Annotated in this window: 25 protein-coding genes and 1 pseudogene; 24 read left to right on the top strand and 2 right to left on the bottom strand. The window is 51.3% G+C overall.

All coding sequences use genetic code 11. From position 1 onward, the window contains the following. Nucleotides 1-48: 48 nt before the first annotated feature. The 11 genes and pseudogenes from EB241_RS05720 (at nucleotide 49) to EB241_RS05680 (ending at nucleotide 9,054) form a co-directional block, all read left to right on the top strand. Nucleotides 49-765 carry a glutamine amidotransferase gene (locus EB241_RS05720; RefSeq protein ID WP_124232249.1) on the top strand — a complete coding sequence of 239 codons (717 nt, stop codon included), beginning with the start codon at nucleotides 49-51 and terminating at the stop codon, nucleotides 763-765. A gap of 186 nt (nucleotides 766-951) precedes the next feature. Further along, the gene (locus EB241_RS21315) at nucleotides 952-1,167 is read left to right on the top strand and encodes a hypothetical protein (protein ID WP_233592541.1); all 216 of its coding nucleotides are present in this window, start codon (nucleotides 952-954) and stop codon (nucleotides 1,165-1,167) included. Between the two features lie 157 nt (nucleotides 1,168-1,324). After that, a pseudogene (locus tag EB241_RS05715) lies at nucleotides 1,325-2,158 on the top strand (aldehyde dehydrogenase family protein). After that, the gene (locus EB241_RS21935; RefSeq protein ID WP_407644256.1) at nucleotides 2,049-2,360 is read left to right on the top strand and encodes an aldehyde dehydrogenase family protein; all 312 of its coding nucleotides are present in this window, start codon (nucleotides 2,049-2,051) and stop codon (nucleotides 2,358-2,360) included. The pseudogene EB241_RS05715 and the gene EB241_RS21935 overlap by 110 nt, the downstream one beginning before the upstream one ends. A 977-nt stretch (nucleotides 2,361-3,337) precedes the next feature. Further along, the gene (locus EB241_RS05710) at nucleotides 3,338-4,867 is read left to right on the top strand and encodes a lipopolysaccharide biosynthesis protein (protein ID WP_124232248.1); all 1,530 of its coding nucleotides are present in this window, start codon (nucleotides 3,338-3,340) and stop codon (nucleotides 4,865-4,867) included. Further along, nucleotides 4,864-5,868 carry a glycosyltransferase gene (locus tag EB241_RS05705; protein ID WP_124232247.1) on the top strand — a complete coding sequence of 335 codons (1,005 nt, stop codon included), beginning with the start codon at nucleotides 4,864-4,866 and terminating at the stop codon, nucleotides 5,866-5,868. Before EB241_RS05710 ends, EB241_RS05705 begins: the two co-directional genes overlap by 4 nt. A 256-nt stretch (nucleotides 5,869-6,124) precedes the next feature. After that, nucleotides 6,125-7,102: a porphobilinogen synthase gene (gene hemB / locus EB241_RS05700; RefSeq protein WP_124232246.1), complete on the top strand. Its 978-nt coding sequence runs from the start codon at nucleotides 6,125-6,127 to the stop codon at nucleotides 7,100-7,102. A 414-nt stretch (nucleotides 7,103-7,516) separates the two neighbouring features. After that, nucleotides 7,517-7,768 (top strand): hypothetical protein, encoded by a 252-nt coding sequence (locus EB241_RS05695; protein WP_124232245.1) that lies wholly within the window; start codon nucleotides 7,517-7,519, stop codon nucleotides 7,766-7,768. A gap of 178 nt (nucleotides 7,769-7,946) precedes the next feature. Continuing rightward, on the top strand, nucleotides 7,947-8,444 hold the full coding sequence (locus EB241_RS05690) for a phenylacetaldoxime dehydratase family protein (protein WP_233592540.1): 498 nt from the start codon (nucleotides 7,947-7,949) through the stop codon (nucleotides 8,442-8,444). Nucleotides 8,445-8,484: 40 nt separating this feature from the next. Next, a complete protein-coding gene (locus EB241_RS05685) occupies nucleotides 8,485-8,694 on the top strand; it encodes a hypothetical protein (protein WP_124232243.1) in 210 nt (69 codons plus the stop codon). A gap of 45 nt (nucleotides 8,695-8,739) precedes the next feature. Further along, entirely contained in the window at nucleotides 8,740-9,054 is a 315-nt protein-coding gene (locus tag EB241_RS05680; RefSeq protein WP_124232242.1) for a hypothetical protein, read from the top strand. A 402-nt stretch (nucleotides 9,055-9,456) separates the two neighbouring features. Here EB241_RS05680 and EB241_RS05675 read toward each other — a convergent pair whose 3' ends face one another. Next, a complete protein-coding gene (locus EB241_RS05675; RefSeq protein WP_124232241.1) occupies nucleotides 9,457-9,849 on the bottom strand; it encodes a hypothetical protein in 393 nt (130 codons plus the stop codon). Nucleotides 9,850-9,881: 32 nt separating this feature from the next. Continuing rightward, nucleotides 9,882-10,241, bottom strand: a complete 360-nt coding sequence (locus tag EB241_RS05670) for a hypothetical protein (RefSeq protein ID WP_124232240.1) — start codon at nucleotides 10,239-10,241, stop codon at nucleotides 9,882-9,884. 351 nt (nucleotides 10,242-10,592) lie between these two features. Here EB241_RS05670 and EB241_RS05665 point away from each other — a divergent pair, with 351 nt between their 5' ends. From EB241_RS05665 to EB241_RS05605, 13 genes are all read left to right on the top strand, one after another. Next, nucleotides 10,593-10,823, top strand: a complete 231-nt coding sequence (locus EB241_RS05665; protein ID WP_124232239.1) for a hypothetical protein — start codon at nucleotides 10,593-10,595, stop codon at nucleotides 10,821-10,823. 48 nt (nucleotides 10,824-10,871) lie between these two features. Further along, on the top strand, nucleotides 10,872-11,771 hold the full coding sequence (locus EB241_RS05660) for a MurR/RpiR family transcriptional regulator (protein WP_233592539.1): 900 nt from the start codon (nucleotides 10,872-10,874) through the stop codon (nucleotides 11,769-11,771). A gap of 114 nt (nucleotides 11,772-11,885) precedes the next feature. Continuing rightward, on the top strand, nucleotides 11,886-13,070 hold the full coding sequence (locus EB241_RS05655; protein WP_124232238.1) for an HD-GYP domain-containing protein: 1,185 nt from the start codon (nucleotides 11,886-11,888) through the stop codon (nucleotides 13,068-13,070). Between the two features lie 365 nt (nucleotides 13,071-13,435). Beyond that, on the top strand, nucleotides 13,436-14,215 hold the full coding sequence (gene otsB, locus EB241_RS05650; RefSeq protein ID WP_124232237.1) for a trehalose-phosphatase: 780 nt from the start codon (nucleotides 13,436-13,438) through the stop codon (nucleotides 14,213-14,215). A gap of 4 nt (nucleotides 14,216-14,219) precedes the next feature. After that, nucleotides 14,220-15,713, top strand: coding sequence for a trehalose-6-phosphate synthase (locus EB241_RS05645; protein WP_124232236.1), 1,494 nt, complete (start codon nucleotides 14,220-14,222; stop codon nucleotides 15,711-15,713). A gap of 917 nt (nucleotides 15,714-16,630) precedes the next feature. Beyond that, a complete protein-coding gene (gene flhD / locus EB241_RS05640) occupies nucleotides 16,631-16,984 on the top strand; it encodes a flagellar transcriptional regulator FlhD (RefSeq protein ID WP_124232235.1) in 354 nt (117 codons plus the stop codon). Continuing rightward, nucleotides 16,984-17,562 (top strand): flagellar transcriptional regulator FlhC, encoded by a 579-nt coding sequence (gene flhC, locus EB241_RS05635; RefSeq protein ID WP_124232234.1) that lies wholly within the window; start codon nucleotides 16,984-16,986, stop codon nucleotides 17,560-17,562. The genes flhD and flhC overlap by 1 nt, the downstream gene beginning before the upstream one ends. Nucleotides 17,563-17,695: 133 nt before the next feature. Further along, nucleotides 17,696-18,583: a flagellar motor stator protein MotA gene (motA, locus tag EB241_RS05630; RefSeq protein WP_124232233.1), complete on the top strand. Its 888-nt coding sequence runs from the start codon at nucleotides 17,696-17,698 to the stop codon at nucleotides 18,581-18,583. Next, on the top strand, nucleotides 18,580-19,620 hold the full coding sequence (motB, locus tag EB241_RS05625; RefSeq protein WP_124232232.1) for a flagellar motor protein MotB: 1,041 nt from the start codon (nucleotides 18,580-18,582) through the stop codon (nucleotides 19,618-19,620). The genes motA and motB overlap by 4 nt, the downstream gene beginning before the upstream one ends. 10 nt (nucleotides 19,621-19,630) lie before the next feature. Then, a complete protein-coding gene (cheA, locus tag EB241_RS05620; protein WP_199737314.1) occupies nucleotides 19,631-21,634 on the top strand; it encodes a chemotaxis protein CheA in 2,004 nt (667 codons plus the stop codon). Between the two features lie 24 nt (nucleotides 21,635-21,658). Then, nucleotides 21,659-22,156: a chemotaxis protein CheW gene (gene cheW, locus EB241_RS05615; protein WP_124232230.1), complete on the top strand. Its 498-nt coding sequence runs from the start codon at nucleotides 21,659-21,661 to the stop codon at nucleotides 22,154-22,156. A gap of 273 nt (nucleotides 22,157-22,429) precedes the next feature. Then, nucleotides 22,430-24,118, top strand: a complete 1,689-nt coding sequence (locus EB241_RS05610) for a methyl-accepting chemotaxis protein (protein ID WP_124232229.1) — start codon at nucleotides 22,430-22,432, stop codon at nucleotides 24,116-24,118. Nucleotides 24,119-24,980: 862 nt separating this feature from the next. Beyond that, nucleotides 24,981-26,594, top strand: a complete 1,614-nt coding sequence (locus tag EB241_RS05605) for a methyl-accepting chemotaxis protein (RefSeq protein ID WP_124232228.1) — start codon at nucleotides 24,981-24,983, stop codon at nucleotides 26,592-26,594. Nucleotides 26,595-26,608: the final 14 nt, after the last annotated feature.

The raw sequence follows: 26,608 nt of genomic DNA, 5'->3' as shown, positions 1-26,608 counted from the left end.
TGCCCGAAATCCCGCCCAAAGTGGGTTAATCATGAGGATGCGTTAACGATGGTGAGTTCTTCTCAGCCTGTAGCCATTATTCAGCTTGAAACGCCGCCCGATAAGGTGAAAGCCCGGACCGGCGAACAGTATCACTGGTTTGTTGCGGCGCTGGGGCTGGAGGCTGATGAATTTATGGTGGTCCGCCCCGATTTGGGTGAAGCTTTGCCCGATCCGGGCTGTGTGGCAGCGGCGATCCTGACCGGCTCCTGGGCGATGGTCACCGACCATGCTGACTGGAGTGAACGTACCGCTGCATGGGTGCGCGGCGCCGTTGACAGCAATCTGCCTTTGCTGGGGGTCTGTTACGGGCATCAACTGATGGCGTATGCCCTTGGTGGGCAGGTGGCTGATAATCCCAGAGGGTGGGAACGTGGGCAACAGCGGCTGGAGACACTGCCTGACTGCCGACATGATACTTTGCTTAACCAGCTGCCCGATCAGTTTACCGCCTGGCTTTCCCACCGGCAGTCGGTGCTACAACCTCCAGCTGGCGCGCAGGTGCTGGCAACATCCGCACTGGATGCTTGTCAGATAATCCGCTACAGCCCATCAGCGCTTTCCTTTCAGTTTCACCCGGAGTTCACCGCAGAAATTATGGCCGCCTGTTTATCTGACTCACGGCAGGAAAACACCCTGTCATCTGAACAGGCGGAGCCGGTATGGCCGCGACGCCTGTTGCAGGATTTCTGTCGGCAGCAACGTCAGTTGGGCAAAACGGCCTGACGATCCGTCGCCGTCAGCCTTGTGCTGACGGTGTGCGCCTCTTCACAATATGCAGCGAATTTGCTCCATGACAGCAGCTCCGTTCACCGTTCTGCATCATTAATCTGACATTCTCCGGTACCGATTATTATTGCTAACAATTGGTTGTTAATTTTATGTGATCACCAGTCCTGCAGGAGAATGATGATGCGTAATGCTTATCCGGGCAGTAAAGACTCACCGATCGCCCTCAAACCGCAGTATGGCAACTTTATCAATGGCGAATTTGTCACGCTGGCTAACGACACCTGGTTCACCAATACCTCACCCGTCAATGCTTCTGTGATCGGGGCGTTTCCCCGCTCCGATCGTGACGACATGGAAAGGGCGCGGGATGCGGCACATGCGGCAGCCGATAAATAGGGAAAAACCTCAGTGCAGGAGCGCGCACTGATCCTGCTCAGGATTGCCGACCGCTGGAAGAAAATCTCGAATATCTTGCGCTCAATGAGGCTGGGACAATCGCAAGCCGGTGCGTGAAACGCTGGCGGTGGATCACTTGCGTTATTTTGCCGCCTGACTGCGGGCGCTGGAAGGCAGTGCCGCCGGGATTGATGAGTTCACCGCGGCGTATCATTTTCATGAGCCTCTGGGGGTGATTGGGCAGATTATCCCGTGGAATTCTCCGTTGTTGATGACGGCGTGGAAACTGGCACCGGCACTGTCGGCGGGTAACTGCGTGGTGCTAAAGCCCGCCGGCCAGACCCCATTGCCGTTCACGCTGTTTATTGAGCCGATCGCTGATTTGCTGCCCGGTGGCGTGCTGAACATGGTGCATGGTTTTGGCTGTGAAGCGGGGGAGGCGCTGGCTGCTAATCCGTGTATCGCTGAAGTGGTTTTTACCGGTTCAACAAAAACCGGCGGTCATATTCTGCAACTTGCCGCAAAAAAACTGATCCCCTCTGCCGTCAAAGTGGGGGTGGAAATCCCCGAATATTTTCTTTGAAGACATCATGCAGGCTGAACCTCCTTTTATCGAAAAAGCAGCAGAAGGCGCGGTACTGGGTTTTCTTAACCAGGGGGAAATCTGTACCTGTCCGTGCCGCGCTGGTGGCAGGCGTCCATTTATGAACCGTTTATGGCCGCCGTGCTCAACAGAATAAAAAACCTCAGACGCGGCGATCCGATGGATACGGAAACCATGATTGGCGCACAGGCTTCGCGGCAGCAGTTTGATAAAATTATTTCTTATCGCGATATCGCCCGGAAAGAGGGGCTGAAGTGCTTACCGGGGCACAGAGCGACTGGCGGGTGGCGACTACATCCAGCCAACCTTACTGAAGGGGAACGACAGTATACGTGCATTCCGCGAGGAGATCTCCGCGCCGGTGGTGTGGATAACCACTTTCCGTGATGAGGCGCAAGCGGTCGCTATTGCTGATGACTCGATGTACGGCCTGTGCGCCAGAGTCTGGACGCGGGATATCAACCGTGCTTACCGGGTTAGCCGTGCTATCAAGGCAGGACCGGGACCAACTTTTATCATTTCTATCCGGCACATGCCGCCTTTGGTGGTTATAAAAAGTCTGGCATTGGCCGTGAAACCCATAAAATGATGCCTGACCACTATTAGCAGGCGAAAAATCTGTTGGTGAGCTACAGCACAGAGCCGCCGGGCTTTTTCTGATCCTGAAAGGCGGGCCGCAACTCCCGGCCCGCTTTCAATGTATCTGTGGGAGGGAAACAGGTGATGGACCGCGCCATTCAAAACTGAAAGTTTGCTTAACAGAATCATCGTGTCAATTCGGTACCTGAGATTGTGGCAACATTAAACTCATCGCCGCACCGTTTGTTTAATTGTGAGAAGTTGTTACTGTCTGAATGAAACAGTTCAGGTGAATCTTTGGCTGGCCTGAATAAAACTGTAAATAAAAATTTTTACTGGCACGGAAATGTGACAAAAAGAAAAACGGCGCTGATAACGGAAAAATGAATATCTTCTTTAAGATGTAAATTTAATGCATGCAATTTGTCACATTTATCGATGCGGGCAGGGTGTTTCATCAGGGGTTTTAACTGTTGTTAGTATTTAAAGTAAGCGTGTCGAGACAAACAACGATATTATTGCCAGGTAAATTCTTATTCTATGATCCTGTTTAGCTTTGGTTTAACGTGTGCTGTTTTTTTGCTGGTGACCCATGATAGGTGTTGGTTTTATTTATTCATAAAAAACATAATATTGTGCTTTTTTACTTTGTGACTTTTCCTGCCTGAACTGCCGCTATCGATGACAGGATCTCAGCTGCATGTTTCCCCCGACACGGTTACGGCTGGACAATCATCATCTGCCAGCCAATTTTTAACATTACACTTAATTAAGTTTTAATGATGGATTTTTGTGTTAATGAGCAGTATTGAAACAAAGCTTTTCTGATGAAGAAAGTAATTTGATGATTTTTTGTTGCTAATGATTTCTTTCACGTAATGCATTTAGGAACGGTATTTTTAAGATAATTTCCAATGTGTAATGCCAGAGGTAATTTGTTAATGTGAAATAACAGCTTCAGCTAATTAAATAACAAAAGAAGAGATTATGTCGATTAAACGCAATGCGGTTGCGAATTACGTTGGTCAACTCTATTCCACGCTGGCCGGTATCCTGGTCGTGCCGCTATATATTCACCAGCTGGGTATGGAAATTTATGGCCTGATTGGCTTTTTTTCGATCCTCCTGACCTGGTTACAGCTGTTGGATGTCGGGATCTCTTCCACCTTGCTGCGTGAAGCAGCACGTTATCGCGCCAACCCGCAGCAAAACCCGGATTTTCCCTCACTGTTTGCGGTATTAGGTAAGTTCTTTCTGATTTCATCTGCGGTGCTGGTGGCACTGGGCTGGCTTGCATCGCCGTGGATTGCGTCCCACTGGCTTCATGCCCATACCATCCCTCATCAGGATTTGATTATTGCCGTCGCGGTCATGGTACTGACCGCCGCAATCCGCTGGCGGACCGGGCCGTTTCGCAGCGTCATTGTTGGCTACGAACATCAGGTATGGCTGAATGCGCTCAACGTTATTGTCATTACGTTGCGCACCTTCGTAGCGGTATTTGTGATCCGCTTCGCCACCAATCCGGTGATCTTCTTCTTCGGCTGGCAGCTGATTATCTCCATTGCCGAAGCGGCCTGCTGTATCTGGAAATCTTATCAGCTGGTTCCGCGCGGCGCCCGCAGCGGCAGGACGCCGGATCTGAACAGCGTGATAAAACCCTTTTTGCGTTTTGCTCTGGGCGCGGCATTCTCCAGCGCTATCTGGACATTTATCTCTCAGATTGACCGGCTGGTACTGTCCAAAACGCTGCCGCTTTCGACCTATGGTGCGTTCACCGTGGTGGCAACTGCCGCGACGGGCATTGTGATGTTAAGTAGCCCGATTATTCAGGCGATTGTGCCGCGCATGACCGGAATGAAAACCAGCACTGAGCAGGGCGATCGGCCGCTGTTCGATCTCTATCGCTGGACGACACAGGCGGTGAGTATATTTATGGCTCCGTTGAGCATCACCATTGCCATGTATCCCACCCAGCTGATTTGGGCGTGGACACAAAATCCTCAGATTGGCGAGCAAATGTGGCTGGTGATGACGCTGTACGCACTCGGCAGCGGTATTCAGGCTATCTGCGGTCTGCTCTACAACCTGCAATATGTCAGCGGCAATCTGTCACTGCATATGAAAGGCTTTACCGTGTTTGCCATTGTGCTGATCCCGTTGAATATTCTGGCTGCTGTCTGGTATGGCGCCCTGGGAACGGGCGTGGTCTGGCTGGGGCAGAACATCTTCTATTTACTGGTGTGGGCGCTGATTGTCCATCGCAAGTTTGCACCCAAAATCCATATCCCCTGGCTGACCCGTGACGTGATGTTGATCTGGGCGGTGTCAGCCTGTGTGGCCTTCATTACGCTCTACATTCCGTTTGAATGGAATGTCAACCGCTGGATGAACCTGTTGTACCTCGGCATTATCGGCCTGATCAATCTTGCAGTTTGCTGCCTGTTTCACAGCAAAGTCACCGGGTACCTCAAAAAAGCAACCTTTACTCGACTGAATCTTCGGGGTGAGAGATGAACACTGTTTACGGTCTGGCTCAGCAGCCAACTTTGTCAGTGATTATGCCTGTCTATAATGCTCGCAGATATCTGGCTGAAGCGCTTGATTCCCTGCTGAAACAGACGTTGGCACCGGAAGAGATCATTATCATTGATGATGGTTCGACTGACGGCACAGCGGAGTTAATCGGTGAATACTGTCAGCGGCACGCGCACATCATGCTGTTGCGCAATCCTCATGAAGGAGTCAGCGCTGCCCGTAACAAAGGGCTTGAGGTTGCCACCGGGCAGTTTATCTACTTTATGGATGCCGATGATTTCGTCGGCCCAACCCTGTTTGCTGACTTTATCCGGGAAAAGCGCGTGTGTCCGCAACTGGAGCTTTATGGCTTCTCGGCGGAAATGTTCCCCGATGTACCACCAGAACAGCGAAAGTACACCCGCACCCACACCCGCTCAATGCAGGGTGAGTTCTCTGGCGGCAGTGAGATGCTGCGCAAGCTGATAGCCAGCAATTCTGCCCATCGGGTGCTGTGGTCCAGCATTATTTCCCGCGAGCTGATCGAACGCACCCACAGCGAGTTTCTGACAGTGCAGAACCATGAAGATGCGCCGTTCATGTTAACGCTTTATTTGCAGGCCCGCCGCGTGTTCTTCACCGCCAACACCTATTACTACAAGCGATATGCCGAGAGTTCACTGTCGGTAAGCACCCGCGATTTTTCATGGGTGAAAAACTACTTTATCGTGCGCGAAGGCACAGAAAAAGCGTTGCTTGCGGCGGGACTACCACTGGACAACAAATTGCTGGACAGTTACTACCATCCGGTGATGATCGGCTGTCTGATGATGGTAAAAAAGCATCGTTTAAGGGTGCCGAAAGAGTATCAGTTACCGCTGAACACGCTGGCGCGCCAGCTTACCCGTAACAGTCTCAGAATGAGCCTGGTCTGGTACTGCCATCCTCTTTACAACAGTCTGATGTGGTGCAAAAAGAAGCTATCCGCATTCAGTGCCTGAAGCGCGACCAGGCGGGCTGGCGCAGTGAACAGCGCCTGTGTTTGCCTGACAGGTGACGGCCATGACGGTTCAGTTCACCATTGCTTTTGATGTATGGCGATAACCTGCCGGACGCCTGCATAAGCTTTATGTGCCGTTGTCAGCATCAATGCTGTTCTGATATTGCCAGCACCCGCCCTGACGTATAGTGTTAACACACTCTTTATCTCATCCCCGGCGTTTTTCGCCGGGGTGAAGCCGCCAGAATGAGGTTGTTTTGTCCAGTTACTCTCCACATTTGCGTCCCCGTCGTCTGCGTCAGTCATCTTCCCTTCGCGCACTGTTTCAGGAAACGTCGCTCACCCTGAACGACCTCGCGCTGCCCATTTTTGTCGAGGAGCAGGTTGATGACTACAAGGCCATCCAGGCGATGCCCGGCGTGCTGCGTATCCCTGAAAATCGCCTGGCGTATGAAATTGAGCGTATTGCCAGGGCGGGTATTCGCGCGGTGATGACCTTTGGTATTTCGCACCACACGGATGCTGATGGCAGCGACAGCTGGCAGGATAACGGGCTGGTCTCACGCATGGCGCGTATCTGTAAAGAGACGGTACCGGAAATGATTGTCATGTCGGATACCTGTTTTTGTGAATATACCACTCACGGACACTGCGGGGTGCTGCAGGATGGCCGGGTGGATAATGATGCCACGCTTACCAATCTGGGCAGACAGGCGGTAGCCGCTGCCCGCGCCGGCGCCGATTTTATCGCGCCTTCGGCAGCGATGGACGGTCAGGTTGCCGCAATTCGTGACGCGCTGGATCAGGCAGGATTCACTGATACTGCCATTCTGTCCTACTCCACCAAATTTGCCTCGTCCTTTTACGGCCCGTTTCGTGAGGCGGCAGGCACCTCGCTGAAGGGCGACCGCAAAACCTATCAGATGAACCCGATGAACCGTCGTGAAGCCATTCGTGAGTCGTTGATCGACCAGGCGGAAGGTGCCGATGCCCTGATGGTAAAGCCTGCCGGAGCCTATCTGGATATTATTCGTGAGCTGCGTGAGCAAAGCTCGCTTCCCCTCGCGGCGTATCAGGTCAGCGGTGAGTACGCGATGATCAAGTTTGCCGCCCAGGCGGGTGCCATCAATGAACGGGATGTGGTGCTGGAGAGTCTGGGAGCGATTAAACGCGCCGGTGCCGATCTGATTTTCAGCTATTTTGCGCTTGACCTGGCGGAGAAAAATTTGCTCTAGCCTGTCTGCATCAGTCGCACGGGCCGCGCGGTTTTTTCTGACGGCCCGAAGCGTTTTGCGAAATCTTCCACAGCCCGTCACATCTGCTTTTCACCACGTTATGCGTAGCAGAGATCTACCCGCGCTGGTGAAGTTATCAACCCTGCTATGGGCAATCCCCGGTTGGCGTGCGGCTTACGTCGCGACTGCCCCTGTTTGCCAGCATGCCTGCATCATGGCCACCGCCATTTTCGTCATTTATCCGCCCGATACCGTCTTTAATAAACCGGGTGGCACCGCCGCGCGTCGGAGAGGTTGTGGTTTACCCAAACCTGACGATGTTATTTCTGCCTGTCCCGCCACAATTTTTGCAACTGATCCCTGCCACCAGGAATGCTATACCAGAATGCCTTATCTGAACTTGCGGGATAAATTATGATTTCGCTGCTCTGGATCGGCGCTGTGGTATTGCTGCTGTGTATCAGCATGGGTGGCTGGGGGTATCGTCATCAGAGAGCGACGTTGCATCAGCTGCAACTGCACAATCAGTTGCTCTCTGAACAGAACAGGCTGATGAACCGGAAAATGGCTGATTTGTCTGAACAGCTTACGCTTTTCTCGCAGGTGCTTGATGAGCGGGAGCGGCAACAAAAAGGGGAGAGGCGTGACGTCCCATCCCGGTCGTAGAAGATGGACCGGACGCGAACAGATAACGTTAACGCCTGTTTTTTATTCTGGCCATTTCGGCCTGACATTTATTGCGTTCATGCCGGTCATAATATCCGTCAGCAGACGATCGCCACATTAGGGTAATCGGTAGGGGAACAGCCGAATCTGGCACGAAATTCGCGGGAAAAATAAGACATTGCCCGGCACGGCGGAAGCGCAACGACGCCAGACACAGGGAAAACGGGTAACGCTGCATGGGCGACAGGATTTCTGTCTGATCCGATCCGGTCAGGACTGGTCGGCAACCCGCGAGGAAGAACGCCAGAAATATCCTGGTGAAGTTGAGCCGGTACTGCGGGAAGGGATGCATTTTTTACGCGATGAGGGCAACAGCGTGGGCTGTCTGAGTTGCAGATATATGCATGTTATCGCTGCTGTCAGCGGTGCGGAAACGGAAAAAACGTTCGGTCTGGCCCATTTCACCGATCTGGCCGCGCTGGCACTGTGGGCGAAGAGCCATTCCACTCATGTCGCCATATTTGGCGGTTTTATGCGCTATGTAAAAGCGCTGAATTTTAATATTGCCCTGCGTCTGTGGCATGAAATTGCGGTGGTTCCGGCCAGCGCACAATATTTTACCTATATCAACTGCCACGCCAAAAGCGGTCTTCTGACGCACGTATCCTGGGAATAATAATGAAAAAATAATCAGCTTCATCACGCTTCTTGCTGCTGTGCCGACAGCAGATGCGCCTGAGTGTGCGCCGGGTGACTATGAGATGCTGCCTGCGGACAAAAATCTGTTTCTGACCTGTTTTCAGTACACCCACAGCGATGCCCTCTATTCTCAGGGCAATCGGGTGCCGGGGGACTACCGGATGCGCTCCACGGCAACGCTGCTGCGCTATATTCATGCCTCGCGGCCACAGGCTGATCAGTATTGAGCCGCTGGTTTTGCCAGCCTTAACAGGCTGGGAGACGTCAGTCCGTTGGGTGATTCATCTGGCATGGGGGATTTGATTCCCGGCGTACCGGAAAAATATACTGATATTGAACCATCAATCCGTTGGCACAATTTTTCAGAGTATGGTGAGAATGGGGTGAGGGGGACAATGAGCAATGTCGTTAATACCGAAAATACATTCTACAGGAAAATTAAAGAGCCATTGTTGGTAAATGGCTCTTTGGCTATCCGCTATTGTCTGTCCTTAAATCAGGCTGCAATATTGACGAGTCATTATGCTGGATTGCTTTTGCTATTTGGTAAGCTTTACAGGCAGGCTTTAATCTGTCTGTTTGCGTGAGAATCAGGATGGATTCTGCCACCAGTAGAGTTCAGGTCGTTACAGATATCCTTAAAGGCATTTCTGAATATCTGTTTCGTTGCTCGCGCGTACATCTGTAATTGCATTGGAATTTTCAGTAGAAGTGAGATCAATAACTTTGTTACACGCTGATTGAAATTTTAAACTATCACCACATACACTATTGCTGACGTATTTTAAACTATTCACAAGCATTTTGACTGTGCTACTGTATTTCGAAATGGCATCAGTCACTTTCGCATTTTTTCCTGTTTTTGCGCAATGCTGTGGGTTTTAATTTAAATGAATTCTCATGGTGATGCTCCTTTCATTATAGTACAGAGCTAAGCCTGTAAGCGCCAAAGCAGCTGGCATTGCCTCTCACGCCACAGGTATCGTTTGTTAAATGAGACTTTCTTTCGTGTCTGTAATAATTATATTTTTTGGCTCATTATTATACGGGAGAAAATACTCATGATCGTCTCCGTTAACTTTTATTACTGTCAGTCTGGGAAGGCAGTTATTATAATTCAGGATATCAGTGCGCTGATAAGATTGCTGCTTAATTTTTGAAAGTTTCCCCAAAAAAAGCTCATACTTGAATATGTTACTCTTGGCCAATACTTCTTTCTTCAGAGAATCGTTATTATTAATGAGATTGCGGTGCATGTTTTCATTTTTAACTGAGATGATTTTTTCTGCAAATGAAATGTACTTATTATTTTTCATTGCCAGACTGAATGCAGCACTGCTGCTGTGTAAAACTTTTGCACGAAAGTGGTTGATTATCTGCATCCTGTAATCCTTATGAAGAAAAAGGTTAACGATTAATATTGAGGATTTATTTTAGTTCCACTACCAAGCTTATCTACCAGGGTGGTAGCAGAGCGTAATACTGGATTACCAAAACCTATTGACGTAATCGATGTTTCTACACGTAAATCTACTGCATTCTGGCGCTGATGCCCCCTGCCATGTCTGTATTCTGACTGCTGAACTTTCTGGATGTTGCCAGTCAACGTAAACGACGAACAGGTCTGATTGCGCTCGTTTGCAGGTGTGCTGGAGACCACGTAATTTTGAGAACCACTGCCAATTCCACTTACAGGCATATAAATATCCTCTTCAGAAATTTTTTTCATATTAATAGAGCAGCAGATGAGATTTCTATAAAAAAACGCTCGCATATGCCCCTGATGGACCGGGCAGCGATGTCGTTGCGCTGGCGCCATTCATTTATGTGCTGACCGGGACTTATCAGGCGGATAAGCGGTTAATGTGGGTGAGAATTGCTGGCGTTATTTGCTACAGGGGTATGGAACCATCATTTTTCAGATGCCTGAGCTGTTGAAAGTGGTGCTGATGTTTGCTGGGTAACCAAAAACGATCGCGACGGTGACAGCGGCGGCACCCTGCAACAGAAACTGCTGTATCAGTATCAGGGCTGGTCACGCTATAGCCTGAACCCTGCCACGCAGTTTGGCCTGGGGCTGGCTTGATTACCGGCGCTGAAAGCAGCGTGGATGGCGTGCGCCAGTATGACCAGCCTGACAGCACCTAGTCTCAGGCTCTCGGTATCGCACTTCATTACGCCATTGATACAGTTGCAACTTTCAGCGGGGCGCGATCTGACGGTTGAGCTGGGATTTCGCCTGGATACCCGTCTGAGCTTCAGAGCCGGTTTTCTGTTTAAACCTTTCAGGCCATCATCAACGCTGGCCTGGTCTCCTGGCTATCCTGTAGGGCCTGAACGCCTTATCTGGTGTTAAAAGTTGCTGATGTTGTAAACTGTTTTTATTTAACAGTCTGGTTACGACGTGAAAACCTCAACTTCTTCTTCCGGCACTCATCCTGACCTTTATGGCGAGCGTTTTCGCGCCTGCCAGCATCAGCTTTCCTCCAGACTGTTCGCCGTGGCGCAGTATATCAATCAGCATCGCATGGCGGTGCTGAATAAAACCGCGATGGAAATTGCCGCAGAGACGCAGACCTCTGATGCGACCGTTATCAGGGCTATTCAGGCGTTGGGCTTCTCCGGGCTACGTGATGTGAAAAATGTGCTGAAAGGTGCGCTGATCGAGACACTCAGTTTTCCAGCCCGACTGGCGACAACGGTCAGTGCCCTGACGCCAGACGCTAATTCCAGCGTCGATTTTGTGCTCGACAGCTACCGCCTCAGCTGCGAGATGCTGTCATCCGGGCAGAACCGCGTCGCTATTTCCCAGGCTACCATGCTGTTGCAGTCGGCAAAACGCATCGCCGTATTTGGTATTGGTGCATCGTCTTTGCTGGCGGAATATGCGGTTCGTCTGTTTAACCGCAACGGCAATGCGGCTTATCCGTTGAACCGGACGGGTGCCGCACTCAGTGAACAGCTGGTGACGATGGGTAGGGGTGACGTGTTGGTAATGCTGGCGCAGCGTAGTGCGCACCGCGAGGGGATCACTACCGTCACCGAGGCACAGCGGCTGGAGGTTCCGGTTATTCTACTCACCGGCACGCCGGATGCGGCTTTTGTGGATTATGCCGATACGGTGATCCTTATCCCGCGCAGTGCCGAGGCAGGAAAAATTCCGGTACATGGCACGCCGTTAATCTGTCTGGAAATGTTGGTGCTGGCACTGGCGGCCGCTGCCCCGGAAGTGCCGATGCTGACCGCTAACCGACTTTGCGAGCTGAGTCACGCCCTGACCAAACCCCGAAAGAGCAGCCGCTAATATGCAAATAAGTGAACTGTTATCAGCCAGCACCCGACAGCTGTTGAAGCTTTCAGCCTGCGGGCCGATACCTGTGCTGAATGGAGCAATGGGCCGTGTATTGAGGATAATTCGATGATTATTAAAGTTCAGACGCACGAACTGCGGACCGGTATGTACGTGCATAAACTGGAGGTTTTCTGGCTGAAAGACCCTCTGGTGCACAATGCCATGTTGCTCACCACTGAACAGCAAATCCAGGGTATTGTGGCAAAGGGCATTCAGGAAGTCTGGATTGATCTGGATAAAGGGTGTGGCGTTGCGTCCCCGACGGAGGAAATGGTCGACGGGAGCGAGGCCGCAACGGGTGGCCCCCCGGTCGACATTCATGAAGAGATCCGACATGCCCAGGCGATTTGTCTCCAGGCGAAGGGGCAGGTGATGGACATGTTCAGCGATGCCAGGTTGGGTAAAACCATCGATACCGCCAGCACATTGCCGCTGGTGGATGAAATCGCCAGCTCCATCAGCCGCCATCCGGCAGCACTTCTGAGCGTGGTGCGCCTGAAAACCCATGACGATTATACTTACCTGCACTCGGTGGCGGTCTGTGCCCTGATGGTTTCCCTCGCAAGGCAGTTACAGCTGAGCGAATGGCTGGTGCGCTGTGCGGGCACGGCAGGGCTGCTACATGACGTCGGCAAAGCGGGTATTCCGTTGGAAATTCTTAATAAACCTGGCAAGCTGACCGATGATGAACTCACCATCATGAAACAGCATCCGGTGATTGGTGAGGCACTGCTGCGTAAAAGTGGTGGTCATGAGAGCGTTCTGGATGTCGCGTTGCATCATCACGAAAAGATTAACGGTAGTGGTTATCCGTTCGGGTTGCAGGACGAAGCCATTTCACAACTGGCCCGGATGGCCGCGGTCTGCGACGTTTATGATGCGGTGACGTCAGACAGACCCTACAAGGCAGGATGGAATCCGGCTGCTGCCATGCGTCAGATGGCCAGTTGGGAAGGGCATTTTGACCGCACGATCTTTTACGCTTTCGTCAAGGCCGTGGGGATTTATCCGGTAGGTTCGGTGGTACGTCTGACTTCCGAACGGGTGGCGGTGGTGGCTGAACCTGGTGAACACTCCTTACTGCAACCCAAAGTCTGCGTGTTTTACTCCCTGAAGACCAGTCAGTATCTCGGTCGTCAGGTCGTTGATCTGGCCGACAGCCACTGTCAGGACAGTATTGCCGGACCTGAGGAGTCAGCGCGCTGGAGCGGGGTCAACCTTAATGAACTGTGGATGCAGCCCGTTGCCTGACAAGGTGCTCCGTTGCGCGCTTCTGAGCGCTTTTTATTTTTCCGCCGTTTGGGTTTTCCCCTGAGGCCGCGCCTGCTGTTTCTGGCGGAACGGGGCGTTGCGACTATACTTATTCCTGTTGCCTCGGTGACAACGGGTGAGGTCAGATGCACCTGTCGTGCAGTTCCACGAGGAATGAAATGGCACAACACTGAAATCTGCCTGCACGCACTCTTTTCATCTTCTGTTAAATAATTCTGCATGGGATTGCGGGTTATTTGCTGCCGCCGTAGCCGGGCTTTTCCCAGCCGCCCGGAAACTTCAGAGTTCTTCTGACCCTACCTTATCAATGTATTGCAATCAGACATACCCTCAGGAGAAATAACGTGAATACACAGAACAGTTCCGGGCCATCGTTATCTCAGGCGGCACGTTACGCCTTCTTTTTCGATGTTGACGGAACGCTGGCTGCCATACAGTCGCGTCCTGACAGCGTGTTCATCCCTGAGCAGGTTATTAAAAGCCTGGAGGGACTGACCCGTATCAGTGAGGGCGCGTTGGCGCTGGTATCAGGTCGCCCCATCAGTGAGCTGGACGCATTGGTTGCTCCACTTCATCTGCCTTTGGCTGGTGTTCACGGTGCGGAGAAGCGCGATGCTGACGATCGCCTTGAACGTTACACCTTGCCAGATGATGTGGTTACCTCGCTCACTTGCCTGCTGGACGAGCATATCTCCACGATGCCAGGTGCCCAGTTGGAAACAAAAGGAATGGCATTTGCGCTGCATTATCGCGGCGCCGAACACTATCAGCAACAGGTGCTGGCACTGGCTGAAACTGTTATCGACAGATTTGCCGGACTGACGTTACAACCCGGCAAGTGTGTGGTGGAGATTAAGCCGGAAGGGGTTAACAAAGGCGCCGCCGTTACTGCGTTTATGCAGCAGCCTCCTTTTACCGGCAGAACGCCGGTGTTTATTGGTGATGATTTGACCGATGAAGCAGCGTTCAGGGCAGTCAATGCCATGGGCGGTATCTCAGTTAAGGTTGGCAAAGGCCAGACCGAAGCCCGTTATCGATTGCCGGATGTCGGGGCCGTTAGCCACTGGCTGACACAAACACTATTACAATTAGATCAAGACGAATCAACGTCGGTAAGGAGTTAAGGTTATGAGTCGCTTAGTAGTCGTATCTAACCGCGTCGCAATACCCGATGGTTCCAAAGTGAGCGCGGGTGGGCTTACCGTTGGCATTATGGATGCCCTGAAAACCACAGGAGGGATGTGGTTTGGCTGGAACGGTGAAATCAATGAAATCGGTGAAGATGAAGACGAGATCAACCTGTTTGAACAGGACGGCGTTACCTACGCTTCTGTTGGATTAAACCAGAACGATTATGATTTGTACTACCTGCACTTCTCCAATGGCGTTATCTGGCCTGCGTTTCACTACCGTCTGGACCTGGTTAATTACCAACGTGAAGCATGGGAAGGGTATCTTAAGGTAAACAATATGCTGGCGGATCGCCTGTTACCCCTTCTTGAGCCGGACGATGTTATCTGGATCCATGATTATCATCTGCTACCCTTCGCTGCCGCACTGCGTAAGATGGGGGTGCAAAACCGTATTGGTTTTTTCCTGCACATTCCTTTTCCCACATCGGAAATTTTCAATGCCTTGCCTTCACACAACATACTGCTGGAAATGATGTGTGAATACGACCTGCTGGGCTTTCAGACTGAAAGTGACCGCACTGCTTTTCTTGAGTGTCTGGCACTCTGTACCACGCTTCGCGGTGAAGAAAAAAAGCATCAGGCGTTTGGTCAACACTTTGTCACCGAGGTGTATCCGATCGGTATTGAGCCGGACAGTATTCGTGAAATGGCGGAAGGACCGTTGCCGGCGAAGATGGCGGCAATCAGGAATGATCTTGGTGATGCCAGAAATATTATCGCCTGTGAGCGGCTGGACTATTCAAAAGGGTTGCCGGAGCGTTTTCTGGCTTACGAAGCACTGCTGGAGAACTATCCTGAACATCGCGGAAAAATACGTTATTCCCAGATTGCACCGACCTCGCGAGGAGATGTGCAGGCTTACCAGGATATTCGCCATCAGCTGGAAACGGAAGCCGGGCGAATCAACGGCAAATATGGCACCCTGAGTTGGACACCACTTTACTATCTGAATCAGCATTTTGAACGACGCATGTTGATGAAAATTTTCCGTCTGACGGATATTGGTCTGGTAACGCCGTTGCGTGACGGGATGAACCTTGTAGCCAAAGAATATATTGCTGCACAGGACCCACAGGACCCACAGGACCCACAGGACCCACAGGACCCACAGGACCCACAGGACCCACAGGACCCACAGGACCCCGGCGTGCTGGTATTGTCCCGTTTTGCCGGTGCGGCAAACGAGCTGACCTCGGCGGTGATTGTTAATCCGTACGATCGGGATGAGGTGGCTGCGGCGCTCAATAAGGCGCTTATTATGCCGTTGGACGAACGTATTTCACGCTATGAAGACATGATGTCAGTGCTTCGCAGGAACGATATCACCCGATGGCGGGAAACGTATCTGAAAGATTTACTGGCGTTGCCAGCCCGTAATAATAGGGAGTATAAGGGCGATAAAGTGGCTTCATCTTCACACCCCGCATAATTTGTGCCAGATGACGAGAAGAGCGACCAGGGGGGGCGCGCTCTTTTTTTCCGTTTGCAGACGCTTTAACTGACAAAAAAAAGCCATTTAAAATAAAAACGCGAAAAAGAGGACCTTTTTACTAAAGAGTGACGCGTTTGTGCCGATATACACAGAGCCTCTCTGAAATTACGCAATATATTAGGTGCGTTAATGTAATTACTGGTTACATCTTCTGATATCCGCTGAACACTAACCCGCAGTTCCTTACACAAGACCAACATTCCCAAGTAAAAACCTGCCTTGGATCACATTTTTTTACTTGATATCGGCCGATAAGATAACATTGCGTTACTACTTTTTAGTGGCATTATTGGCCCTTCTTTTGGAATTAAATGCTTTATATTTTATTTTATATGAAATAATTACCTGATTAATGCGCTGCATGCTTAATAATTTTGGCTTAAATCCCCTTAAAATAGTTGATTGCATTTTATTGCGTGAAAATAAGCAAAAAACTTACAAAAAAAACCAGAGCTGATTAATTAGTAAACTAATGAACAGTCCTGCTGTAGGTTTTTTTTGAGTCAAATGGCTTAAAAGTGTGATGAAGATCACACTTTATCTAAAATTTAGCCTGGCTCACGTTGAATCTGGAAATAAGAGCATATAGAGTTGCTTTGTTTTCAGAATAGTCTTAAGAATGACTGAGGCTCAGTAAAATGAAGCCAGGGAAAAGTAAGAAAACGTCGGAGCAGTACTGGCAAATTGAGTTTATGACTATTTTCTGTATGGCTTCCTCTTACCGGTCGCCCTCAGCCTTGCAAGCATTCGGCATGAGCCACTAAATTTTTTGCCATCTTCAGATGTACCAGTCAGCAATCAGGTAGCGGCGCAATCCGTAAACGTTTAAGTCGTGACAGTCAGGATGGGAAAAAATGGGCACATCAGATTTACTAAAACATATCTACGACATTAACCTGTCATATTTATTGCTTGCACAGCGCCTGATTAATCAGGAAAAAGCCTCTGCTATGTTTCGCCTGGGTATTGATGAAGCAATGGCCGACGCCCTGTCTGAGTTAACCTTGCCTGAGATGGTCAAATTAGCTGAAACAAATCAGCTGGTATGCCAGTTTCGTTTTACAGACCACAACACTATTAACCGCCTGACTCAGGAATCGCGCGTAGACGATTTGCAGCAAATCCACACTGGCATTTTGTTGTCCAGCCGTTTACTGCGTAACGTCTCTGACAAAAAAGACGAATTGCCGAAAAAGAGGGCGAGTTAATGAGCGAAAAAAGTATTGTTCAGGAAGCGCGTGATATTCAGCTGGCGATGGAATTAATTTCTCTCGGTGCACGCCTGCAAATGTTAGAAAGCGAAACGCAATTAAGCCGTGGCCGGTTAATTAAACTGTATAAAGAGCTGCGCGGCAGTCCACCGCCCAAAGGTATGCTGCCATTCTCCACCGACTGGTTTATGACATGGGAGCAGAATATCCATGCGTCCATGTTCTGTAATGCCTGGCAGTTTTTACTGAAAAGCGGCCTGTGTAAGGGCGTTGAAGCAGTCATTAAAGCTTACCGTCTGTACCTTGAGCAGTGCCCGCAGCAGGAAGAAGGTCCCCTACTGGCGCTGACCCGCGCATGGACGCTGGTCCGTTTTGTGGAAAGCGGAATGCTTGAGCTTTCCGACTGTAAATGCTGCGGCGGAAGCTTTATTAATCATGCACATCAGCCTGTAGGCAGCTTTGTTTGTAGCCTGTGCCAACCGCCTTCACGTGCGGTAAAAAGACGTAAACTTATCGCAGATTCTGCCGATAACATTTCACAACTGCTGGATGAACAGATTAAACAAGCCGTTTAATGGTGTTAACCACGTGGAATGGTTCCAGCAGCGGTTTTTAACCGCTGCTTTTTTTTTGCCCCCGCAGGGCGAAAACCGTTGACCACTATCTGGGCGTCTTACATCTACGCGTCGGCAGACGTAAGGATCTATCGTGTTAATTATTTTGGGCTATATCCTGGTTCTCGGATCGGTGTTAGGTGGATTCGCCATGGTGGGTGGCGAGCTTGGCGCGCTTTATCAACCCTCTGAACTGCTGATTATTGGTGGGGCTGCCGTTGGCGCATTTGTGGTTGGCAATAACGGTAAGGCGATTAAAGCCACGATGAAATCCATGCCGCTGTTAATGCGGGGAGCAAAATATAATAAGTCGGTTTACATGGATCTGATGGCGCTGCTATATCGCCTGATGGCTAAATCCCGTCAGCAGGGCATGCTATCTCTTGAAGCCGATATCGATAACCCACAGGAGAGTGAAATTTTTGCTAATTACCCGCGCATTCTTGCCGATAAAAGATTAGTGGACTTCATTACCGACTATTTACGACTGATGGTCAGCGGCAACATGAATGCTTTTGAGATCGAAGCGTTGATGGACGAAGAGATTGAAACCTACGAGCATGAATGTGAGGTACCGGCAAGTGCGTTTCAGTCAGTGGGTGACTCACTTCCCGCGTTTGGTATCGTGGCGGCGGTAATGGGGGTGGTTCATACACTGGCCGCGGCTGACAGACCTGCCGCAGAACTGGGTGCCTCGGTGGCACATGCGATGGTGGGCACATTTCTGGGTATTCTGCTGGCGTATGGCTTTATTTCACCTCTCGGCGGGTTGCTCAGGCAGAAATGTGCGGAAACCACCAAGATGATGCAGTGTATTAAAGTGACGTTGCTTTCCAGCCTGAATGGCTATGCGCCACAAATCGCCGTTGAGTTTGGTCGTAAAACGCTGTACTCGACCGACAGGCCATCCTTTACCGAGCTGGAAGAGCATGTACGTAACGCTAAAACACCAGCGAAACAGACTTCGGATCAGGACGCATGAAACATAACAGTCACCCCATCATACTGGTCAGGAAAAAGAAGCATAAAGGCCATGCAGGCGGGCATGGTTCATGGAAAATTGCTTATGCCGACTTTATGACGGCGCTGATGGCCTTTTTTATGGTGATGTGGCTGATTTCGATTTCAACGCCCGCACAGCGTGAAAGTATTGCGGAATACTTTAAAACCCCGCTAAAGGTAGCGGTGACGGGTGGAACGCATACCAGTGAGAGCGTCAGCGTTATTCCCGGCGGTGGTCAGGATCCGACGCAGAAAATAGGTGAGGTACATAAGGTTGTCGATATGGACGCAGAGAAGCGTAAGTTGGATGAAATTCGTCTCAACCGACTGCGTGAAAAGCTGGATCAGCTCATTGAGGCCGATCCGCGACTGAAGGCACTCCGTCCGCATCTGATCATCAACATGGTGGAAGAAGGACTGCGTATCCAGATTATCGACAGCCAGAACCGGCCGATGTTCAAAACCGGTAGTGCAGAAGTGGAACCCTATATGCGTGACATTCTGCGGGCTATCGCGCCAATCCTTAATGATATTCCGAATAAAATCAGTCTGGCGGGGCATACGGATGATTTCCAGTATGCCACCGGCGACCGGGGATACAGCAACTGGGAGCTGTCAACAGATCGGGCCAATGCGTCACGTCGTGAACTGGTGATGGGCGGGCTGGATGCAGGCAAGATGCTACGGGTGCTTGGCATGGCCGACACCATGAAGCTGAACAATCGCGGTGCAAACGATGCGGTCAACCGCCGCATCAGCTTGCTGGTGTTGAACCATGACACGGAAATGCAGATTGAGAAGGAAAACTCGGAAAGTGATGCTGTGCAAATCAGCAGCGGCGATCCGACGAGTCTGAAAGAGATAATGGCACCGCCGATACCGTCGGGCGCCAACAATAACCCAGCCCCTCAACCATCACAGGCTGAGCCGGCAGGAAATAAAGATGTACCGAGGGCATTTTCCTCGGGACGCCCTGCGACTGCGGCACAGACCGATCGCGACTCACAGCAGAGGTGATACCGTGAGCATGGATATCAGCGATTTTTATCAAACGTTTTTCGATGAGGCCGACGAGTTACTGGCCGACATGGAACAACACCTGCTGGGTCTCGACCCACAGGAACCGGATGCGGAACAGATGAATGCTATCTTCCGTGCTGCCCATTCGATCAAAGGCGGTGCGGGGACATTTGGTTTTACTGTATTACAGGAAACCACGCATATTCTGGAAAACATCCTCGACGGTGCCCGTCGCGGCGAAATGCAGCTAAGCACCGATATCATCAACCTGTTTTTGGAAACGAAAGATATTATGCAAGAACAGCTCGATGCCTACAAAACTGCCTCAGAGCCTAATGCTGCCACGTTTGAATATATCTGTCAGGCGCTGCGTCAGCTGGCTCTGGAAGCCAAAGGTGAAACCATTGCACCAGCCAAAAAACTGGCTGCTGAACCATCCGCCGCGGCACAGGCCGCTGACCAGTCAGGTCTGCGTCTGGCGCTGGTCGATCTGAAACCGGCTGAAATCCCGCTGATGCTTGATGAGCTTGGCAACCTCGGCAGTATTTCAGATGTGATTAAAGGTGAAACCTCTGTCGAGTTAACGCTGGATTCTTCCGTCAGCCCGGACGATATCGTGGCGGTGCTCTGTTTTGTTATCGATGAGTCACAGATCAAATTCCTTAATCCTGGGGCGGCACCGGCAGCGGCAGTGGAAACCACGGTAGCAGAGGTCGAAGCACCGGTGGTTGAGGCTGAAGCGGAACCAAAACTGGCCACCGTCAGCGATATTTCACCAACCAGGCGTGAAGCGGCAAAAAAACAGGCTGCACCGAAGGGCAGTGAATCCACCAGTATTCGTGTGGCGGTGGAAAAAGTCGACCAGTTAATCAACCTGGTCGGTGAGCTGGTGATCACCCAGTCCATGTTGGCACAGCGGTCTGGTGAGCTGGACCCGGTCGCCCACGGCGATCTGCTGAACAGTATGGGGCAGCTGGAACGTAACGCCCGTGACCTTCAGGAATCGGTGATGTCGATTCGTATGATGCCGATGGAATATGTCTTCAGCCGCTTCCCGCGTCTGGTGCGCGATCTTGCCAGCAAGCTGGGTAAAGAAGTGGAACTGACCCTGCAGGGTAGCTCCACCGAACTGGATAAGAGTCTGATTGAACGTATTATCGATCCTCTTACGCATCTGGTGCGTAACAGTCTTGATCACGGCATTGAGTCACCGGAAAAACGTCTGGCCGCAGGAAAATCTGCGGTGGGTAATCTGACACTTTCTGCCGAACATCAGGGTGGCAACATCTGCATCGAAGTGATCGATGACGGTGCTGGTCTTAATCGCGAGCGTATTCTGGCCAAGGCGATCTCCTCCGGTTTGCCGGTCAGTGATGCCATGAGCGATGAAGAAGTCGGTATGCTGATTTTCGCGCCTGGGTTCTCAACGGCTGAGCAGGTAACGGATATCTCTGGTCGCGGCGTTGGAATGGATGTGGTGAAACGTAACATCCAGGAAATGGGAGGCCATGTCGAAATCGCCTCAAAACAGGGCAAAGGCACCACCATCCGTATCCTGTTACCACTGACGCTGGCGATTCTCGACGGTATGTCGGTCCGGGTGGCGGATGAAGTCTTTATCCTGCCGTTGAATGCGGTCATGGAATCTCTGCAACCGCTGGCAAATGATCTCCATCCGCTGGCCGGTGGTGAACGCGTGCTGGAAGTGCGTGGTGAATATCTGCCGCTGGTTGAGCTGTGGAATGTATTTGATGTGCAGGGGGCGAAAACGGAAGCCACGCAGGGGATCGTAGTGATTCTGCAAAGCGCCGGTAAACGCTATGCATTACTGGTTGATCAACTGATTGGTCAGCATCAGGTTGTGGTAAAAAATCTGGAAAGCAACTATCGCAAAGTACCAGGCATTTCGGCGGCGACTATCCTGGGTGATGGTAGCGTGGCGCTGATCGTTGACGTCTCGGCTCTGCAATCTCTCAACCGTGAAAAGCGTGTGGCAGGAGCCGCAGCCTGACTAAAACCGATTAAGGGTATAACTATGACTGGAATGGCAGCTGTCACTAAACTCGCTGGCGAAACGGTAGGCCAGGAATTTTTGGTGTTTACACTGGGTAATGAAGAATACGGTATCGATATCCTCAAGGTGCAGGAGATCCGTGGATACGATCAGGTCACCCGCATCGCTAACACGCCTTCGTTTATTAAAGGTGTGACCAATCTGCGCGGGGTCATTGTACCGATCATTGACTTGCGACTTAAGTTCGAACAACCCGATGTTGTCTATAACGACAATACGGTGGTGATTGTGCTTAACCTGCAACATCGCGTGGTTGGCATCGTCGTTGACGGGGTTTCTGACGTACTGTCGCTGACCCAGGATCAGATCCGTCCTTCCCCGGAATTTGCCGTCACCATGTCCACAGAGTATCTGACGGGCCTTGGTGCACTGGGCGAGCGGATGCTGATTTTGGTGGATATTGAAAAACTGCTCAACAGTGAAGAGATGGCGCTGATGGACACCTTGCGTAGCGCGTAATTTTTGCATCGACGGGCGTGAGAATGGGGTCTGACAAGGATACGGGTCCCGTTAAAAGAGGCGCTACCACAGTAGCATTACGATTTAACCAGCCTGCATCCCGCCTGGCGCTGCAAGACATTTGCGCGACAGGGGGATAAGCGCTGTTCACTGGCACTTTGCCTCTTCTTTTATTACATATCACTATAAAAAAACAAATTCACAAGATTAAGTTTTGTTGAAAAACGACAATTCAGGCACGAGTGGTTTATTCTATCTACACTGAGGTTTGCTATGCTCAATCGTATTAAGGTGGTTACCAGCCTGCTGCTGGTGCTTGTGATCTTAGGCTCGCTGCAACTGCTGGCGGGAGGCTTGTCCATCAACGCACTGATGCGAGACAAAAACAACTTTTCTGTCGCACAAAACGCCAGCGAGAATGTGACAGCTTTTACCGATGCCTGGGTATTACTGAATCAAACGCGCATTGCTGTGAACCGCGGTATGTTGCGACTGCAAACCGATGGGCAGAGCAGTAACGGCAGTAGCAATACCACGCCTCTTTCTGCCATCAGCGCTCAGGGCAGGGAACTGCTGGCCAGCGCCGACAAAACCTTTGCCATGTATCAGGCGTTGCCTGACACAAAGGGTATCGATCCGCAAATTGTCTCTGCAATGGAAAATGACTACCTTGCCTATTCACAGGCGCTGGCACAGATGCTGCAACTAATGGATAACCGGCAGCTTGATCAGATGTTCAAAATGAACATTGAGCAGACGCAGAACGGCATGAAGGCGGCATACACCGCCTGGCGAAATGCCCAAATTCAAATCAGTCTGCAAGGGCTGGCCGATAATGAAAAATCCTATCACTCCATGCTGTGGGTAATCAGTGGGTTACTGGTTGTGGTGATTGTCACCATTGTGCTGTGCTGGTATGGGCTGAACCGTATTCTGATTAAACCATTGCAAAACAATATCAGTCACATCAGTCACATCGCCAGTGGTGATCTGACCCATGCAATCGAAGTGACCGGGCGCAATGAAATGAGCCAGCTGGCGACCAGCCTGAAAGAGATGCAGCAGTCGCTGGTGCATACGGTGAGTGACGTGCGCGACGGCTCTGATGCCATTTACACCGGGGCCACTGAAATATCTGCGGGCAATAACGATCTCTCCTCCCGTACCGAACAGCAGGCTGCCTCGCTGGAACAGACCGCTGCCAGCATGGAGCAGCTTACTGCAACGGTAAAACGCAACGCAGAGAATGCCCGTCAGGCGTCGCAGCTGGCACTGAGTGCGTCTGAAACGGCGCAAAAAGGTGGCAAGGTGGTGGATGGTGTCGTGAAAACCATGCACGACATTGCGGGCAGCTCAAGGAAAATTGCTGATATTACCAGCGTGATTGACGGCATTGCTTTCCAGACCAATATCCTGGCGCTTAACGCAGCGGTGGAAGCGGCCCGTGCAGGTGAACAGGGTCGTGGTTTTGCTGTGGTTGCCGGTGAAGTGCGCAATCTTGCACAGCGCAGCGCCCAGGCGGCGAAAGAGATCAAAGGGCTGATTGAAGATTCGGTTGCCCGCGTGGACAGTGGCTCATCAATGGTGGAAAGCGCGGGTGAAACCATGACGGAAATCCTCAGCGCGGTAACCCGTGTCACCGACATCATGGGAGAAATTGCCTCGGCCTCTGACGAGCAGAGTCGCGGCATCGATCAGGTGGGTACAGCCGTTACGGAAATGGACCGTGTTACCCAGCAAAACGCGTCGCTGGTGGAAGAATCAGCGACGGCGGCAGCGGCACTGGAGGAGCAGGCCCGTCGGCTGTCGCAGGCAGTGAGCGTGTTCCGTATTCGTAAAGAAAATGTCATCCAGCCGATGAATAACAACCTGAGTGAAAAAAATGTGCTGCTTGCTCCGGCAGCGGCACCCCGCAAGGCGCTGGCCGCACCGGTTTCCAATGATAACTGGGAAACATTTTAAGTGACCTCCGGCAACCGGTTTTTCATCCTGTCCGGTTGCCCTCTTTTCATCAGTTCATCAGTGAGTCACCCTCAGCGTGCCAAAATATAAATATTTTTACTGCGTTGGTCGATGTGTTGAACAACAGACTCTACCCCCGTAATGCGTCGTTTCTCAGATATTGCCTGGACGGATTGCCAGATGATGCTGATGCCAGCGCTGTCTCATTGTCGCCTGAGAAACCAGCAACCGGCTGATGGTGACATAAAGATCTCACTCACACTGCCGATAGAAGGGAAAAATAGTCTTGTTCAGCGCTTGCGATGTTCAGGCGTGTAGTAGCGCTAGGTGGTCTGGCAGGTGTAGCGGTGTCGTTTTACTGTGTTAAAGCCGCTTGCGGTGTTTTTTCGAACACAGGGAGCCAAATAATAAGAAAAACTTTCCGTTCAGTCTGCCGTTGCGAACCTTACAGCAGGGGATGGTCTTCGCTGACCCAGTTGCGTGCAGTCCTGATGCAACTAACACTTCGCTGGAGGTAAGGATTGCATCAGCAGTGCATCGAAAGTGGTGGGTTAAGACAGTCCCCGGTCGTTGACGGTGTTAACGCAATGGCTGCGCCGGCATAACGTTTGTGGCAGTGGAAGACGTTAGCGACTGACGCGCTGTAAAACCGGGCCGCCGTGGGTTATTGCTAGTGAGTATGTCGTTTATTGGTAAAGAAAATGTCATCCAGGCCGTTAATAGCAGGAGACCTGAAGAAAATCTCCTGTGATTACCCGTGGTGGTCGCGCGTAAGACGCTGGCTGGCCTGATTCCTGATAATAACGGGTAAACCTTTTAACTTATTATTCAGCCATTCAGTACGATTATGCAGGAGATTTTCATGTTCAGCCGGATACGTATCGCCACCACTATTCTGTTTTTTATTGGGCTGTTTTGCGTAATGCAAATTCTCAGTAGTGGTCTTTCCTTTAATTCTTTCCGTATGGATTCGCACAATCTGCACGCTGTGGAAGTCAGCAGTAATCAGCGTGAATCACTGGGACAGACCTGGGCGGCACTGTTAAGCGCCCGTCTCACCCTGAGCCGCGCCGGAACCCGTGCTGCACTGGGTAAACCGCGTGAGCAGATAATAAGTTTAATGACAAAAGCTCAGGAAGATCTGAATGCTGCCGATAAAGCCTACAGGACATTTGATGCTATCGGGACGTTATCACCGGAAGGACAGCAGCTAAAGCAAACCATTAGCGTCGAATACAGTAATTTTTCACAGGAACTGGCCCAGCTGGTTACTTTCCTGCAAAACGGCCAGTTGCAGAATTTTCTTGATTCCCCCACCCAGGGTAAGCAGGACAAATTTGAGGCGCAGTACAACCTGTGGATGGTGCATATCGACAAGTTGCGCGAACACGCCAGTCAGGCGGGAAAAGGCTTCTATACTCAGTCGAAAGTAATTTTTGCTGTGGCGGTGGTGACGTCGTTGCTGGTAACGCTGGCAGGCATTATCTGGGTTAAAAAGGCGGTGATTGCGCCACTGGCGCTGATGCGAGGTCATTTTGAACGCATCGCGGCGGGAAATCTGGCGGGTCACATTGCGGCCACCGGTCGCAATGAACTGAGCCAGCTGTTTGCCAGTCTGCACATTATGCAGACCGCGCTGGCCACCATGGTGAGCAGCGTTCGTGATGGCAGCCAGCAAATGTACACCGGGATCCGTGAAATGACCTCCGGGAACAATGACCTTTCGGCCAGAACAGAACAGCAGGCGGCTTCACTGGCGCAAACTGCCGCCAGCATGGAACAGCTGACGGCCACGGTGAGCGGCAATGCTGATAATGCCCGTCAGGCTTCTCAGTTGGCAAAAGAGGCTTCCAACACCGCCAACAAGGGGGGAACGCTCACCGGTCAGGTGGTCACCACCATGAATGAGATTGCCGCCAGCTCGAAAAAGATTGGCGACATTACCGGGGTAATTGATGGCATCGCTTTCCAGACGAATATTCTGGCATTGAATGCGGCGGTGGAAGCGGCCCGTGCCGGTGAGCAGGGCAGAGGATTTGCGGTGGTGGCTGGAGAAGTTCGCAGCCTGGCACAGCGCAGTGCTCAGGCCGCCAGAGAGATAAAAGGACTGATTGAGGCGTCAGTCAGCCGGGTGGAACAGGGGTCGACGCTGGTGGCTTCCGCCGGAGAAACCATGGATGAGATTGTTCAGAGCGTAACGCGGGTCAACGACATTATGGGTGAAATCGCGTCGGCATCAGATGAACAGCGCCGTGGCATAGAACAGGTGGCACTGGCGGTCAGCCAGATGGATCAGGTCACACAGCAAAATGCCTCGCTGGTGGAAGAAGCCGCCGCCGCGACTGAAGCCCTTGAGGCTCAGGCTGACCATTTGACGCAGGCGGTGAAGACGTTTTCACTCGCCCACGACGAGAGTGCCAGTGACCAGCTTGCCCTTAACGCATTCAGGGAAAATAGCCTGGTTTTAACCTCTTAATCTGCACTTTGCTG

It is taken from the genome of Erwinia psidii (assembly GCF_003846135.1).
GTDB classification, from domain to species: domain Bacteria; phylum Pseudomonadota; class Gammaproteobacteria; order Enterobacterales; family Enterobacteriaceae; genus Erwinia; species Erwinia psidii.
The sequence above is the reverse complement of the archived record's forward strand: the minus strand, read 5'-3'. Positions and strand labels throughout refer to the sequence as shown.

What these genes read in the sequence shown, in the direction of transcription:
- EB241_RS05720 (WP_124232249.1), top strand. Translation starts at nt 49, where the DNA reads ATGGTGAGTTCTTCTCAGCCTGTAGCCATTATTCAGCTTGAAACGCCG.
- EB241_RS21315 (WP_233592541.1), top strand. Translation starts at nt 952, where the DNA reads ATGCGTAATGCTTATCCGGGCAGTAAAGACTCACCGATCGCCCTCAAA.
- EB241_RS05710 (WP_124232248.1), top strand. Translation starts at nt 3,338, where the DNA reads ATGTCGATTAAACGCAATGCGGTTGCGAATTACGTTGGTCAACTCTAT.
- EB241_RS05705 (WP_124232247.1), top strand. Translation starts at nt 4,864, where the DNA reads ATGAACACTGTTTACGGTCTGGCTCAGCAGCCAACTTTGTCAGTGATT.
- EB241_RS05695 (WP_124232245.1), top strand. Translation starts at nt 7,517, where the DNA reads ATGATTTCGCTGCTCTGGATCGGCGCTGTGGTATTGCTGCTGTGTATC.
- EB241_RS05675 (WP_124232241.1), bottom strand. Translation starts at nt 9,849, where the DNA reads ATGCAGATAATCAACCACTTTCGTGCAAAAGTTTTACACAGCAGCAGT.
- EB241_RS05670 (WP_124232240.1), bottom strand. Translation starts at nt 10,241, where the DNA reads ATGCGAGCGTTTTTTTATAGAAATCTCATCTGCTGCTCTATTAATATG.
- EB241_RS05665 (WP_124232239.1), top strand. Translation starts at nt 10,593, where the DNA reads ATGACCAGCCTGACAGCACCTAGTCTCAGGCTCTCGGTATCGCACTTC.
- EB241_RS05655 (WP_124232238.1), top strand. Translation starts at nt 11,886, where the DNA reads ATGATTATTAAAGTTCAGACGCACGAACTGCGGACCGGTATGTACGTG.
- EB241_RS05645 (WP_124232236.1), top strand. Translation starts at nt 14,220, where the DNA reads ATGAGTCGCTTAGTAGTCGTATCTAACCGCGTCGCAATACCCGATGGT.
- flhD (WP_124232235.1), top strand. Translation starts at nt 16,631, where the DNA reads ATGGGCACATCAGATTTACTAAAACATATCTACGACATTAACCTGTCA.
- flhC (WP_124232234.1), top strand. Translation starts at nt 16,984, where the DNA reads ATGAGCGAAAAAAGTATTGTTCAGGAAGCGCGTGATATTCAGCTGGCG.
- motB (WP_124232232.1), top strand. Translation starts at nt 18,580, where the DNA reads ATGAAACATAACAGTCACCCCATCATACTGGTCAGGAAAAAGAAGCAT.
- cheA (WP_199737314.1), top strand. Translation starts at nt 19,631, where the DNA reads ATGGATATCAGCGATTTTTATCAAACGTTTTTCGATGAGGCCGACGAG.
- cheW (WP_124232230.1), top strand. Translation starts at nt 21,659, where the DNA reads ATGACTGGAATGGCAGCTGTCACTAAACTCGCTGGCGAAACGGTAGGC.
- EB241_RS05610 (WP_124232229.1), top strand. Translation starts at nt 22,430, where the DNA reads ATGCTCAATCGTATTAAGGTGGTTACCAGCCTGCTGCTGGTGCTTGTG.
- EB241_RS05605 (WP_124232228.1), top strand. Translation starts at nt 24,981, where the DNA reads ATGTTCAGCCGGATACGTATCGCCACCACTATTCTGTTTTTTATTGGG.